Source organism: Novosphingobium sp. FG90, assembly GCF_057808725.1.
In genome coordinates this window covers 55,274-67,406 of sequence record NZ_JBMDIO010000005.1, presented here as the reverse complement: position 1 = coordinate 67,406, position 12,133 = coordinate 55,274, and the positions used below count along the sequence as shown (strand labels likewise).

At 62.8% G+C, this 12,133-nt stretch carries 13 protein-coding genes; 7 read left to right on the top strand and 6 right to left on the bottom strand.

Annotated features, from left to right (window positions below; all coding sequences use genetic code 11):
• Positions 1–30 precede the first annotated feature (30 nt).
• The 4 genes from ACODRZ_RS06440 (at position 31) to ACODRZ_RS06425 (ending at position 3,188) form a co-directional block, all read left to right on the top strand.
• Entirely contained in the window at positions 31–909 is an 879-nt protein-coding gene (locus ACODRZ_RS06440) for a LysR family transcriptional regulator (protein WP_488971236.1), read from the top strand.
• Between the two features lie 137 nt (positions 910–1,046).
• Positions 1,047–2,024, top strand: a complete 978-nt coding sequence (locus ACODRZ_RS06435; protein ID WP_488971237.1) for an alpha/beta fold hydrolase — start codon at positions 1,047–1,049, stop codon at positions 2,022–2,024.
• Between the two features lie 64 nt (positions 2,025–2,088).
• Positions 2,089–2,718 carry a pyridoxamine 5'-phosphate oxidase family protein gene (locus tag ACODRZ_RS06430; protein ID WP_488971238.1) on the top strand — a complete coding sequence of 210 codons (630 nt, stop codon included), beginning with the start codon at positions 2,089–2,091 and terminating at the stop codon, positions 2,716–2,718.
• Complete coding sequence (locus ACODRZ_RS06425; protein ID WP_488971239.1) at positions 2,718–3,188, top strand: nuclear transport factor 2 family protein; 471 nt, start codon at positions 2,718–2,720, stop codon at positions 3,186–3,188. Before ACODRZ_RS06430 ends, ACODRZ_RS06425 begins: the two co-directional genes overlap by 1 nt.
• 218 nt (positions 3,189–3,406) lie before the next feature.
• Here the strand turns inward: ACODRZ_RS06425 and ACODRZ_RS06420 are convergent, their stop codons facing one another.
• The 6 genes from ACODRZ_RS06420 to ACODRZ_RS06395 all read right to left on the bottom strand — a co-directional run bounded on the left by ACODRZ_RS06420 (position 3,407) and on the right by ACODRZ_RS06395 (position 9,582).
• Complete coding sequence (locus tag ACODRZ_RS06420; protein WP_488971240.1) at positions 3,407–4,510, bottom strand: NAD(P)/FAD-dependent oxidoreductase; 1,104 nt, start codon at positions 4,508–4,510, stop codon at positions 3,407–3,409.
• Positions 4,507–5,208, bottom strand: a complete 702-nt coding sequence (locus ACODRZ_RS06415) for a methyltransferase domain-containing protein (RefSeq protein ID WP_488971241.1) — start codon at positions 5,206–5,208, stop codon at positions 4,507–4,509. Before ACODRZ_RS06415 ends, ACODRZ_RS06420 begins: the two co-directional genes overlap by 4 nt.
• 3 nt (positions 5,209–5,211) lie before the next feature.
• The gene (locus ACODRZ_RS06410) at positions 5,212–6,291 is read right to left on the bottom strand and encodes a type III polyketide synthase (protein ID WP_488971242.1); all 1,080 of its coding nucleotides are present in this window, start codon (positions 6,289–6,291) and stop codon (positions 5,212–5,214) included.
• Positions 6,288–7,484 (bottom strand): beta-ketoacyl-[acyl-carrier-protein] synthase family protein, encoded by a 1,197-nt coding sequence (locus tag ACODRZ_RS06405; protein WP_488971243.1) that lies wholly within the window; start codon positions 7,482–7,484, stop codon positions 6,288–6,290. The genes ACODRZ_RS06410 and ACODRZ_RS06405 overlap by 4 nt, the downstream gene beginning before the upstream one ends.
• Entirely contained in the window at positions 7,484–7,720 is a 237-nt protein-coding gene (locus ACODRZ_RS06400; protein ID WP_488971244.1) for an acyl carrier protein, read from the bottom strand. The genes ACODRZ_RS06405 and ACODRZ_RS06400 overlap by 1 nt, the downstream gene beginning before the upstream one ends.
• 785 nt (positions 7,721–8,505) lie before the next feature.
• Positions 8,506–9,582, bottom strand: coding sequence for an endonuclease/exonuclease/phosphatase family protein (locus ACODRZ_RS06395; protein WP_488971245.1), 1,077 nt, complete (start codon positions 9,580–9,582; stop codon positions 8,506–8,508).
• A 166-nt stretch (positions 9,583–9,748) separates the two neighbouring features.
• On the opposite strand from ACODRZ_RS06395, the gene ACODRZ_RS06390 reads away from it, so the two are divergent.
• The 3 genes from ACODRZ_RS06390 to ACODRZ_RS06380 all read left to right on the top strand — a co-directional run bounded on the left by ACODRZ_RS06390 (position 9,749) and on the right by ACODRZ_RS06380 (position 12,098).
• Positions 9,749–10,441, top strand: coding sequence for a hypothetical protein (locus ACODRZ_RS06390; protein ID WP_488971246.1), 693 nt, complete (start codon positions 9,749–9,751; stop codon positions 10,439–10,441).
• A gap of 90 nt (positions 10,442–10,531) precedes the next feature.
• Positions 10,532–11,155 (top strand): RNA polymerase sigma factor, encoded by a 624-nt coding sequence (locus tag ACODRZ_RS06385; protein WP_488971247.1) that lies wholly within the window; start codon positions 10,532–10,534, stop codon positions 11,153–11,155.
• Positions 11,139–12,098 (top strand): FecR family protein, encoded by a 960-nt coding sequence (locus ACODRZ_RS06380; RefSeq protein WP_488971248.1) that lies wholly within the window; start codon positions 11,139–11,141, stop codon positions 12,096–12,098. Before ACODRZ_RS06385 ends, ACODRZ_RS06380 begins: the two co-directional genes overlap by 17 nt.
• The last annotated feature ends 35 nt before the right edge of the window (positions 12,099–12,133 follow it).

The window sequence follows — 12,133 nt, the reverse complement described above, 5'->3', positions numbered from 1 at the left end:
GAGGACGTGAAATTGGATCGCTGGCAGGCCATGAGGATTTTCATCCGGGTGGCAGAAACCGCGAGCTTCGCCGAGACGGCAAGGCAAATGCACCTTAGTCCACCAGCCGTCACACGCGCGATATCGTATCTGGAAGACGAGATCGGCGTGCGACTCCTTGCACGGACCACCCGGTCGGTGAAGATGACCGAGGCCGGGCAGCGCTATTTCGACGACTGCAGGCGCATCCTTGTCGATATTGCGGAGGCCGAGGCTTCTGCGGCGGGATCGCACGGCAACCCCGCAGGCACGCTCGTCGTCACCGCGCCGGTCATGTTCGGGCAGATGCACGTGCTTCCCATCCTGCTGGAATATCTTGACCTCTACCCGCGCGTGACCGGAAGAAGCCTGTTCCTCGACCGCAGCGTGAATATCATCGAGGAAGGGATCGATGTCGCGATCAGGATCGGGAATCTGCCGCCGTCAGGCCTGACCGCCACCCGCGTGGGCTGGGTGCGCCGCGTGATCTGCGGCGCGCCTTCCTATTTTGCCGAGCACGGTGTTCCCCGATCCCCTGCCGATCTTGCGGAGCATCGCGTCATCATGCCGACCGGCGCCTGGGTCTCGCCCGAGTGGCATTTTGGCCCGGATTCGCGCACCAGTGTCACCGTTCACCCGCGCTTGCTGTGCAACACCAACCAGACAGCCATAGCTGCAGCCGAACAGGGCTGGGGCATTACCCGCGTGCTGTCCTACCAGATCGCTCCGGCACTGGCGCAGGGCCGCCTCCAGTCCGTGCTCGACGATCATGCGGAAAGCCCGATGCCGATCCACGTGGTCCATGGCGAAGGTCAACGCGCGACCGCCAAAGTGCGGGCGTTCGTCGATCTTGCCGTCGAAACGCTACGGAACAACGCGCGCCTTCAATAACGGCCAATGCGTTATAATTCCATTTATAGGAACAATGATTTTCAAAATTCTCGAATTATCGCTTCAAATCGTAAGAATTATATCTCCCTCCAGAAGCTGATGCAGATCGCTCAGCGCTTCTCGACGAGGGTGGAAAAATGACCAAGCAACTGATCCTGTCCCTGATGCTCGCGGGCGCGGCCATTACCGCTCCGACCGGTGCAGTGGCGACCCCCGCGCAGCAGATCACCGCGTCCCGCGCGGCACCGGCGACCGTTCACTACCGCACCGCGACAATCGAGGGCGTGAAGATGTTTTACCGCGAAGCTGGACCGGCCGATGGTCCGGTGGTCCTGCTGCTGCACGGCTTCCCCACATCCTCGCACATGTTCCGCAACCTGATCCCGCTGCTGGCGGATCGCTATCACGTGATCGCCCCGGACTATCCCGGATTCGGTGAGAGTGACGCGCCCGATCACAAGCAGTTCGCTTACGGCTTTGGACACTATGCCGACATGGTCGATGCGCTGATGGGCCAGATCGGTGCCCAGCGCTATGCGATGTACGTCATGGATTACGGCGCGCCTGTGGGCTACCGGCTGGCGCTCAAGCACCCGGAACAGGTGAGCGGGCTGATAGTCCAGAACGGCAACGCTTATGATGAAGGGCTTGGCGCTTTCTGGGATCCGATCAAGACCTACTGGAAGAGCGGTTCGGCAAAGGACCGCGCAGCGCAGGCATGGCTGGTGACGCCGAAGGCGACCAGGTTCCAGTACACCGATGGCGTCAGCGACGTCTCGCGGATCAGCCCGGACAACTGGGTTCACGACCAGGCCCTGCTCGACCGGCCGGGCAACAAGGATATCCAGCTCGACCTGTTCTATGACTATCGCACCAATGTGCCGCTCTACCCCCAGTTCCAGCAGTTCTTCCGCGAGCGCAAGCCGCCGACGATCATCCTGTGGGGCAAGAACGACACGATCTTCCCCGAGTCCGGCGCCCACCCGTACCTGCGGGATCTGCCCGAGGCCGAACTCCACATCCTCGATACCGGGCACTTCGCCCTCGAGGACAAGCTGGACGAGATGGCGCCGCTGATCCGCGATTTCCTCGATCGCAAGGTCGCGGCGCGCTGAAAGAGGGCGGGGCAGTCGCCCAGGCTGCCCCACGCGCTGATGCTCGTCAAACCGGAGATGCACCATGTCTTACGGATTTCTCGATATCGCCATGACCCCCAGCGTCCGCGCGGCGCAGGCGGAGATGGGCGCGGACAGGCAGTGGGCCAATTTCGAAGGGAACCGCGAATTCGACCGGTTCACCGCGAACGAGGCCGCCTTCATCGCCGCGCGCGACAGCTTCTATATGGGGTCCGTCTCGGAAGACGGCTGGCCTTATGTCCAGCATCGCGGCGGCCCCGCCGGCTTCCTCAAGATAGTTGACGAGCGCACGCTGGCCTTTGCCGACTATCGCGGCAACCGCCAGTACATCAGCACCGGAAATCTGGTAGCGAATGACCAGGCTTCGCTGTTCCTGATGGACTACCCCCGCCGCATGCGGCTCAAAATCTATGCCCATGCCGACAGGCTGTCGCTCGACGAGGATCCGGCACTGACGGATCTCGTCTCGGACAAGGTCTACAAGGCGCGACCGGAGCGCATCTTCCGGTTCCGACTGAAGGCGTTTGACTGGAATTGTCCCCAGCACATCACCCCGCGCTTCACCGAGCGGGAGATCCAACAGGCCGTCCGCCGGCTGCATGAGCGGATAACCGAACTTCAATCCGAGAACGAGGCGCTGCGCCTCCGCCTGGAACACCAAGGAGAAGCATAATGGACAGTCCACGCCCGCCTTTGCCGCCCTTCACGATGGAGACTGCGGTGGAGAAGGTTCGTCTGGCCGAAGACGGCTGGAACAGCCGCGATCCCGCCCGGGTCTCCCTGGCCTATACCCCGGACAGCCAGTGGCGAAATCGCAGCGAATTCCTGGACGGTCGCCCCGCCATCATCGCGTTCCTGACGCGCAAGTGGCAGCGGGAGCTGGATTACCGGCTGATCAAGGAGCTTTGGGCTTTCCAGGACAACCGCATCGCGGTGCGCTTCGCATACGAATGGCACGACGACAAGGGCAACTGGTTCCGCTCATACGGCAACGAGAACTGGGAATTCGACGAGAGTGGGCTGATGCGAAGGCGCCTCGCCTGCATCAACGACACTCCGATCGCCATCGAAGACCGGCGCTTTCACTGGCCTCTCGGTCGACGTCCCGATGAACATACAGGCCTCAGCGACCTTGGCTTCTAGCGGCTGCGTCTAGTTCGTTCCGAACAAAATCCATTGGTGGCGGTCTCCGGCAGGCCCAGCCGTTTGCAGGTCGCCAACCCTTTAAGGCGTTCCGTCGAAAATTTTCCTTTCTCAGGATCTTGCCGGCCGATCTGTTCTGTGACCAGTCATCGCCCCGACATATCTCTGCGCACTGGATGATCGAGCAAGCACAAAGCGCGGGAATTGAGCATCTATCCTTAGGCGGCTCCTTCTTCCTCCCTCATGTCGGGCAATCTGGTCATGCTCACCATCCATCGAAGCAAAGCGGGGCAAGTTCGTATCAGGTCAACGGCCGTGCCAGGCAACCAGGATAGTTCGGCAAGACGCTGCAAGGCCATACCTCGCCGAACCTGCGGGCCGATCATTGCACGCAGCCTTTCATGATAGATTGGCGCGAGTTGTCCTGCGAGAATGGCTTGCGCCGCAAGCCAGCCGCTGCGTAGGGCTATGGCCATACCATCACCCGTGAGCGAGGCCGTCATCGCGGCCTGGTCTCCCACCCGATAAATGTCTTTCGCATCGTCTGACGCATGGATGCGCCCATAGGGCAGATTGGCGATGGTTACAGGCCGGGCGAATAGGGGCTCCCAATCTGCAATGGTGCGCAGGCCAGGCGAAAGCTGGGAGATCATTGCCAGTACATCCTCCCATCTTCCACCCAGCGCAGCCAGCCGTTCCCGCCGCAGGACAAGACAGAGGTTCGCGGTGCCACCCTCGACCAATTGAAGACCTGCATAGCCACCGGGGAAAAGCGTCAATTCGATCAGCCCTTCAAGCCGGGCGAGTGCGGGGACAGGCAGACGCCAGTGCATCTTGAAACCAACATGCGCGTTTTCGGGCACTACCTTTGGCAAGGTGCGCAGACCGATCTTGCCAGTCGCCAGCAAGATAGCTCCACCTTTCCGCTCGCCGACATTAGTGCGTATGCCGCCTGGCAGGAGTTCAAGCGCGCGTACCGGCCGCTCGATATATGCCCCGGACTTCGTCGCTATGTCGATCAGTGCTTCGTCCAACCGCCAGCGGCTAAGACCTCGCGCCACGAACGGAAGACGGGCCTCGGCTATTCCACCGCTCGTCACCAGCCGCATGAAGCGCACATGGGAGGCGCCAAAGACGTCGAGGTCGAGCCCGATATGCTCCAGATGCTGTTGCGCCTCTATGGACAGGAATTCGCCGCAGGCCTTGTGATGAGCGCCTTCCTGCGATTCCAGCAGATGGACGGATCGGCCCGCCCGCGCGAGGCAGATTGCCGCTGCAGCCCCGGACAGTCCGCCGCCCACGATCAGTGCGTCTGGCTTCACTGCCAGCGCGACACGCAATAACGGAAAGGGAAATGCCAGCGGAGCGTGGCCTTGTCTGCAAGGTCTGCTCGCTCCATCAGCGCTAGCCAATCCTCCCGGCGAAAAGCGCGTGCGATGGAGAGTGGTCCGTCATGTCGTACAAAGGTGTGCCAGCGCATCACCGCCGAAAGCAGTCGAAAGCCATGATAAGGCAGCGCATGGCGATGCAGGTCATTCACGAACCAGCCGACTCGCGCTCGATTTTCCATCCAGCCGAGGAAGCGTATGATCTCCTCATTGCTCATATGATGCGTGACCAGCGAATTGATGATGAGGTCGACCGGCTCATCCATCGCCATGGCGTCGCCGGTTCGGAAGTCGATCGCCATTTCCGCTGGCGTCTCGGTCCGAGCAGCGGGCAGGCTACGCGGGTTGATGTCGATGCCGATCAGACGGATCTCCCGTCCCTTGCGCTCGGCCAGCCGGCGAATGGCGCGCAGCATGTCTCCCGCGCCATAGCCTACATCCACCAGGGTCAGGATCTGGCCCGGCGGCGTCCTCTCGAACGCCTGCGCCACAAAACGCAGCGTCGGCGGCCGGGCGAGCGTGACAGTGTTTACCCTGGCCAGATCGGTGAGGCAGGCGGCGAACAGCGCTTCCGGTACATTCTCACCGTCCATCCATTCCAGTTGGCCAGATCGCGCAGAGAGGTCGATCATGGATCAACCAAGCCGCGTGAAGCGAAAGCTCTCAGCGGCCAATCCCGGTCCAAAAGCCATGGCGATGCCGCGCGCGTGCCCTTGCCCTGCCAGCATGCGTGCCAGCACGAACATCAATGTGGCGGAGGACATGTTGCCCTGCTCCCGCAAAACCGTGCGCGAGGCGTCCAGCGCATCGGGCAACAGTTCCAGTGCCTGCTCCACGGCATCGAGGATGGATCGGCCACCGGCATGAACGGCCCAGAGATCATAATTTTTTTGTCCGCGTAGCAGCCCGTCGGCGTCGTTCCGCCTCACCTCCTGCCGCAGCGCATTGCCGATATGCCCCGGGACCTCGCCGCCCAGGTGCATATCGAAGCCCTGATTGCGGATCGACCATCGGATCGCTTCGGCCGAGCCGGGCAGGGTGGTTGCACGAAAATCATCGAGCGCAAGACCATGCGGGTCGGCACTCACGAGCGCGACGGCTGCTCCGTCGCCGAACAACAGCATCGCCAAAAGCCGCTCCAGATCGAGCGTCTTCTGGAAATGTAGCGTGCACAGTTCCAGCGTCAGCACAAGCACGCGCGCAGCCGGCTCCGAGCGAACGATATGATGCGCCAGCCGCAACGAATTGACGGCGGCATAACACCCCATGAACCCTACTACTGTCCGCTCCACACCAGGGTGGAGGCCGAGCGCCGCAGCGATCCGCTGATCGAGGCCCGGGGCCATGAAACCGGTGCAGGAGGCGACCACCAGATGAGTCACGGAGCCAGGGTCAAGCGCCTTGCCCAAGGCGCTGATGGCGGCCAGGGCAAGACGTGGAGCGTCGCGCTCGTAGCGTGCCATGCGCTCGTCAGTCCCAGGCCACTCCCCAGGACCATAGAAACCGTCGCTATCCGTGATCGTCCCATCTTCGAGCGTAACGGGCTCGAGATAGGAGAAACGCCGTTCTATTCCTGCACGCTCCACCATCCGCTCGAACAGCCGTCGCGTCTTGGGGGCTTCGATGCGACCCGCAACGAAACGAACGAAAGCATCATGGACCTCATGCGGCGGCTTGGCGGTGCCGATGGCGTTGATGTGCGCAAGCGCCTTCATTCCACTCGCCCGATGAGCACCGCGTTGAGGCCCCCGAACGCGAGACTGTTCGACACGAGCAGCCGCTGCCCGATCCTTTCCGCTTTCAATGTCAGTGGCATCATGTCGCAGCTATCGTCCGGGCCTAGATGATGGAGTACAGGCGGTGCCCATCCCTCGCGAAGAGCCACCATTCCGAGCAGGAATTCCATCGCGCCGGTGGCTCCAATCATATGGCCATGATTTGATTTGGTCGCCAGGGCACGATGCGCTTTGAGGCCAGCGCCGTAGAAGGCGTGCAGTGCTTGCGCCTCTGACGCATCGTTAAGCAGCGTTCCCGTGCCATGGGTGGAGATAAGCGCAGGCGCGGTGGGATCGATATCTGCATCGGCATATGCAGCCCGGATGGCGCGTATGACGCCCTCGCGGTCAGGTGCTGTGATATGAGCGGCATCACTGCTGGCGCCATAGCCGACCAGTTCGCCCAGGATGGTTGCGCCGCGCGACCGGGCATGCGTTTCGCGTTCCAGAACCAGTATCGCAGCCCCTTCTCCCAGCACCATGCCCCGCCGGCCACGGGAGAAGGGACGACATGTGTCGGACGCCAGCACGCCCAGCGCCGACCATGCCGTCCATGACCCCGGCGTCAGACAAGCCTCCGTGCCCCCCGCTATGGCAACGTCGACCCGACCTGAACGAATCATGTGCATCGCTTCTCCAAGTGCATGGGCGGATGAGGCGCAGGCACTGCCGAGGATGAAGGTCGGGCCATGCACGCCCAGAGCCATGGCCACGTGAGAGGCTGGCGCGGAGATCATCGAGGATGGGATGGTCTGGGGATGAATCTTTGACTGGTGAGCATAGAGGCGCTCATATGCCTCATCGATCGTGGCATTGCCGCCGCTGCCACAGCCCAAGAGGATGGCAGTTCGGTCCGCCAACACGGAATGGCCTTCAAGGCCGGCCTGCGCCACGGCTTCTGTTGCGGCAACCAACGCAAATAGAGACAGTGGATCGAGCCGTCCAAAACGGCGCCAGACAGCTGAATCCGGCTTGTCCTGTGTCGCGATCCAAGCAGCTATGCCGGCAATTCCATTCCGTTCGATAGGTCGGATCGCGCTCTCCCCAGCAAGCGTTCGCGACCAGTTTCTCGTTATCCCCACACCCAGACCGCTAATGCAGCCCATGCCAGTGAGGACGACAGCTTCTCCCATCAGGCGGAATGCAGAAGCTGGATCTGCTCTATCAGCGCGCCGACGGTCATGTCGGCGTTGAGGTCGTCCGTTTTTATCTCGACCCCCAATTTATCTTCGACTTCAAAGGCAATGCTGACAAGGTCGAGTGAAGCAATGTCGAGTTCTGCCAAGGTCGCTTCAGGGCGGAGTTTGTCGCGAGGGAGGCCGGTCTCGGTCTCGAAAATGTCGAGGATGGCATCTGGGCTGATCGACATTATATTGCTCTCCGCCGGACCGATACCTCAGTCGCATTGCAACTTGCGGACGGAAGGTCGGCGCGTCAAGCGTCTCTCACGCCGTAAGGGAGTTGCCTTGAGGCAACCCGGAATATCGGCCCCAATTTTCGTCTCGGCAAGGCATGAATGAAGGGCAATTCCTGATGCATTCACCTGAGCAAACGTATGTTCGCTCAGGTGGCGCAAGCCTGTGACTGGCGGGATGATGGTGCATCGAGGTATCTTGGCGTTCCTTCCCGCTATCGCTGCGGCAGCAGGTGGCTCGTTAGTGTCGGACCAGTTTTTCTTCATGCCGGGTCGGAGGTTCCGTGACCACGCGATATTTCGGAGAATACAGCGTAAGCCTGCCTTCTCAAACGCGCTCTCGACATTTGACAGGCATAGCCCGCCACTTACCTTTGGATGCGCGATAGACCGAAATGCCGCATGTCCGGCACTGTCCGGTGTAGTAGAGACCGTCCCACTTGGCATTTCTGCGGTCAGGGTCGTGTCTGTCGAGGCCGCATCGGATGGCTTGCGGGATAATCTGCATGCCACGATTTCGCACCCGGCCGGCTGAATGTCAGGTGACTAAAGGTGCAGGCTGAGACGTATACCTGAAATGGCACAGATGAATTGAGAGGCGCGCCATGGTCTCGGCGTTTGGGGTTGATTCAACGGCAATATCAATCGAGGATCGAGGCGACACCGGCGCTCAGGCGCCGCGCTGGGGTTGAGAATCACGATACGCCGCGCGCTCACTTCGGCCTATCAGCGTGGTCGGGCTAGAGATCGGCGCACTTTTTATCGCCTGGTTCATCGCGAACTTTTTTCATGGCAGAATTGCGCCGGCACTGAACCGCGTAGCTGGCGACGAAGCCCAGATGATCCGACAGCTCGGGGCCGCCATTGCCGATCCCGAACGGTACTTCCAGATCGCGCAAGGCGAGTCCGTTGCCGGCGCCCGCGCCTGCGCGGAAATATTGCTTGTCCTTGGCGCGTGAGAAAATTGCTGCACGGTCGCCCGCGGTCATTCCTGTCGTGTCGATTGAATGCGCCAGAGAGGTCACCTCTCGCGCTCCGGGCACAATCCCGCCAGCGGCCGCCTCGGCGGCAAGGCGGCGGGGGTCGTGGCCGAGATTGAAGTCGCCGCCGAAGATGATGGCTGCGTCAACTGGCACGTTGGCGCGGATGAAATTCCGCACGGCGGCGACCTGAAGCCCGTAAGCGGTGTTGGCCCGGTGCACGTCGACGCCGGAGGCCCTGCGCGAGTTGAGATGCGTATCGGCAATGGCGAAGGGAGCGTCGTGCCCCGGCACCTTGATCCATGCGAGCAGCACGCCTTTGGCGGCAAGGCAGTCATAGCCGGCGCACATGTCGGCCGGGAATGCCATCTTGCGCGTGCGGACGATGGGGTAGTCTGACAGGATCAGGAGGCCGCTATCGATCCATTTTCCGAGACTTTCCCCCTTGAGCCAGGATGAACCCGCAGCAAGATCCGTGGGCACTTTCCTTACGTCGGAAATCTGCGGCCCCAACGCGACATAGGCGTATCCGGCGGTCTGGGCGATCGCCTTGGCCTCCGGAATGAAGGCTTCTTGAAGCAGTACGACATGCGGCTGCGCTCCGGCGCGGCGCAAGTAGCCCAACCGCTGCCCGATCTCGGTGAGCTTGTCTGCACGGTCGTAGGCGGTGGGAAAGGGCAGTCCCTGCACGTTGTAGGTCATGACTGAAAGCGTATCGGCGGCGCGGAGGCGTGCGTGCACCGGCAGGGGAGAGACGGCGGCGGGAGAAGGCAGGGGCAGGTTTAGGGCGAGGATTCCCGCCAGGGCGGCAACGGTCAGCATACGCAGGCGCTTCATGCGGGATACTCCTACAGGTTTGCGCATTAGACCCCGCAGCGCGGCGCGACCCGCACCTTCGAAATTCGATGTGCGGTTCCTTGCGGGTGGCGGAGTCCCAATGTCGTCCCGGCTTTGTTCGGGGGGCAATGGAAGGGAAGCGGCGCGGATGCGCGGAACCGGAACCTTGAGTCTATTCTGCGTGCTGGCAGCGACCGCTCCGGCCGGGTGCGAGGCGCGCACCGCAAGAGTGCAGGGCGGGCGCGCGGTATCGTTCCTGCCCGAGCAGGTGCGCTGGAGCGGGCATGATCGCGGCGTCGTCGATCGCGGCAAGGCCGCTGGTCTGGCGGTCGATAGCGGGGATGCGGGATGGAGCCTCGACTTGCTGTCCTTGCGATCCTCGCACGCCGGGGACGTGGACTGCTGCGCTTCGGGCGACCGCTTCACTAATCATAAGGCCGGGCTGCGCGCCTGGCATGCCGTGGGCGATGGGGACACCATCGGGCTGGCCGCCGACATCGGCAAGGCCAGCCGCCGCAGTGTCTCGTCGGTGGTTTTTCCGACCAAGTCGACGGCAGGCTACGCTTCCGCGCAGTTGACCTGGGATCATCGCGGCAGGTGGTCCGTCTCGACCGGATGGTTTCGGCAGGGCGGCTGGGGCGGACGTCAGATGGACCTCGACGTTCTGCGCATAGGTAATGGCGAGCCAGCCGCCGCGCGGGGCATGCGTGCCGCCTTGCGGATGAACCTGGGCAATGCGGGCGATGAAACGCGCACCCGGCTGATGCTGGAGGCTCGCGAGGGTCGCCGCGCGGTCGGTGCGGGGGAAGGAATGCGCCATGCGAGCGACGTCGGGCTTACCCTGACGTCGATGTTCTGAATGGGCGCGATGATGACACCTGCAGCGCCTTCGCGTAAGCATCTGGCCCACCTTGCAGGGGAGACTGCATTTGCCGAGGCTGGACGGGCGATGACATCCGATGGTCACGAAGTTCCGGTCGATTCCGGCCTGCGCCAGTTGTGTCTGACGCTGCGCCCTGAACTGCGCAGGTTCCTGCTCGCGCGCCGGGTGAGCGAGGCAGACGTCGACGACCTGCTGCAGGACCTGTTCATTCGGGTGGACACGAGCGTGACCGGACCGGTTCGTTCGCCGAGAGCCTATCTCTACCAGATGCTCAACAACATGGCGCACACCCGACGCCGTACCGAAGCACGCCAGCAGGCTCGTGACGCGGACTGGCTGGGCGCGCCTTCTGGTCCGGTCGCGGCGGATGTCGAGATGGCGGACGTTGCTCCCGACCAGGAAGCGACGGTGCTCGCCCGGGACCATCTGGCCCGTGTGGAGGCGCGGCTGGCGAAGTTGCCCGAACGAACGGCTTACGTGTTCCGCCAGTACCGCGTCGAAGGAGTGTCGCAGAAGGAGATCGCGCGCGACCTCGGCATCAGCCTGAGCGCCGTCGAAAAACATCTCCAGCGCGCTTATGGCGCCGTCCTGGAAATCCGCAATCACCTGAACCCGGAGGCGATGCCTCCGGCCGGTTCGGGCTCGACCGCCCTCGACACTGCAGGAGGCACCGATGCAGCCGCTCGCTGAACAGACCATGCGCGATGCAGCGATCGCCTGGCACTTGCGCCTGACCGATGGATCGGACGCGGACTGGGATGGGTTCGCCAATTGGCTCGAAGCCGATCCGCGCCACAACGACATCTACGAAGCCGTCTGCGATGCCGATCTGGCGCTGGAGCCGGCAGTGGAGATCGCCCGCGAGGCGCCCGTCGAAATCCCCGGTGCAATCAAGGTCGAACCGTTCCCGGAGATGGCGCCGGTGCGCTCGGCACGCCGCTGGATGTGGCCGGCGATGGCCGCCTCCGTCGCCTTCGTCGCTCTGGGCAGCTGGGCCGGCTCGGGCTTTCTGGCGAGCGATTACGCGGTGCGCACCGCTCCCGGAGAGACCCGGACTTTCGCGCTGGCCGACGGTACACGGATCGTCCTCAACGGCGGGACCGAGATCGTGCTGGACAAGTCCGATCCGCGGGTCGCCACGCTCAAGGGCGGCGAGGCGCAGTTCACGGTCCATCATGACACCGCGCGGCCCTTCACGCTTTCGGTCGGCGACCAGCGCATCGTCGATGTCGGCACCGTGTTCAACGTGCGCAGCGGCAAGGACGCGCTGCGGGTTGAGGTGGCCGAAGGCGCGGTGCGCTTTGAGGACGGCATGACTCACGTGCGCCTGAACGCCGGGGACACGCTCGATGCGGGCGGCGGCACCATTGTCGAGGGCTCCAGGCCGGCGGCGGAGATCGGGGGCTGGACGCGCGGGCGACTGGTCTATCACGATGCGCCGCTGGTCGAGGTCGTGGCGGATATCACCCGTGCACGTGGCATTACCGTCGAACTGGGTTCGGATATTTCGCAGCGTCGGTTTTCCGGCGTCATTCAGCTTGATGGCGATGACGTCTCCCTCCAAAAGCGCCTCGGCACTCTGCTTGGTTTGAAAGTGACGGCAACTGCCGATGGTTGGTCGATTACGCGGTAGCGGGTGGGCGTGCGCGGGCCTGGCGACGGTTGCTG

What these genes read in the sequence shown, in the direction of transcription:
- ACODRZ_RS06405 (WP_488971243.1), bottom strand. Translation starts at nt 7,484, where the DNA reads ATGGGAGAAGCTGTCGTCCTCACTGGCATGGGCTGCATTAGCGGTCTG.
- ACODRZ_RS06435 (WP_488971237.1), top strand. Translation starts at nt 1,047, where the DNA reads ATGACCAAGCAACTGATCCTGTCCCTGATGCTCGCGGGCGCGGCCATT.
- ACODRZ_RS06430 (WP_488971238.1), top strand. Translation starts at nt 2,089, where the DNA reads ATGTCTTACGGATTTCTCGATATCGCCATGACCCCCAGCGTCCGCGCG.
- ACODRZ_RS06410 (WP_488971242.1), bottom strand. Translation starts at nt 6,291, where the DNA reads ATGAAGGCGCTTGCGCACATCAACGCCATCGGCACCGCCAAGCCGCCG.
- ACODRZ_RS06400 (WP_488971244.1), bottom strand. Translation starts at nt 7,720, where the DNA reads ATGTCGATCAGCCCAGATGCCATCCTCGACATTTTCGAGACCGAGACC.
- ACODRZ_RS06440 (WP_488971236.1), top strand. Translation starts at nt 31, where the DNA reads ATGAGGATTTTCATCCGGGTGGCAGAAACCGCGAGCTTCGCCGAGACG.
- ACODRZ_RS06415 (WP_488971241.1), bottom strand. Translation starts at nt 5,208, where the DNA reads ATGATCGACCTCTCTGCGCGATCTGGCCAACTGGAATGGATGGACGGT.
- ACODRZ_RS06425 (WP_488971239.1), top strand. Translation starts at nt 2,718, where the DNA reads ATGGACAGTCCACGCCCGCCTTTGCCGCCCTTCACGATGGAGACTGCG.
- ACODRZ_RS06380 (WP_488971248.1), top strand. Translation starts at nt 11,139, where the DNA reads ATGCAGCCGCTCGCTGAACAGACCATGCGCGATGCAGCGATCGCCTGG.
- ACODRZ_RS06385 (WP_488971247.1), top strand. Translation starts at nt 10,532, where the DNA reads ATGACATCCGATGGTCACGAAGTTCCGGTCGATTCCGGCCTGCGCCAG.
- ACODRZ_RS06395 (WP_488971245.1), bottom strand. Translation starts at nt 9,582, where the DNA reads ATGAAGCGCCTGCGTATGCTGACCGTTGCCGCCCTGGCGGGAATCCTC.